At 52.3% G+C, this 686-nt stretch carries 1 rRNA gene; it reads left to right on the top strand.

Features of this window, described 5'->3' with window-relative positions:
• Positions 1-45 precede the first annotated feature (45 nt).
• Positions 46-686, top strand: a 23S ribosomal RNA gene (locus tag ACLJPD_RS33135); the annotation flags it as partial.

Genomic DNA, 686 nt, shown 5'->3' with positions numbered 1-686 from the left:
GGGTGTGTTGTTTGAGAACTGCACAGTGGACGCGAGCATCTTTGTTAGTAAGTGTTTAAGAGCGTACGGTGGATGCCTTGGCACCAGGAGCCGATGAAGGACGTAGGAGGCTGCGATAAGCCTCGGGGAGCTGTCAACCGAGCTGAGATCCGAGGATTTCCGAATGGGGAAACCCAGCACGAGTGATGTCGTGTTACCCGCATCTGAATATATAGGGTGTGTGGAGGGAACGTGGGGAAGTGAAACATCTCAGTACCCACAGGAAGAGAAAACAACAGTGATTCCGTGAGTAGTGGCGAGCGAAAGCGGATGAGGCTAAACCAGCTTGATGTGATAGACGGCAGTTGTTGTCTGGCTGGGGTAGTGGGAACATTCTTCTTCATTCTGCCGAATGGAGCAACAGTAAGAAACCAAGTGGTTAGTTGAAGTGGTCTGGAACGGCCTGCCATAGACGGTGATAGTCCGGTAAACGAAAACTTCTTGGCTGTTGTGGATGTCTCCCGAGTAGCAGCGGGCCCGTGAAATCTGCTGTGAATCTGCCGGGACCACCCGGTAAGCCTGAATACTCCCTGGTGACCGATAGCGGACTAGTACCGTGAGGGAAAGGTGAAAAGTACCCCGGGAGGGGAGTGAAATAGTACCTGAAACCGTGCGCTTACAATCCGTCAAAGCCTTCGCAACTTGTT

Origin of the sequence: Nocardia sp. A7 (assembly GCF_046549215.1) — a bacterium.
In the GTDB taxonomy this organism is placed as follows: Bacteria; Actinomycetota; Actinomycetes; order Mycobacteriales; family Mycobacteriaceae; genus Nocardia.
This window is presented reverse-complemented; position numbering and strand designations above follow the sequence as displayed.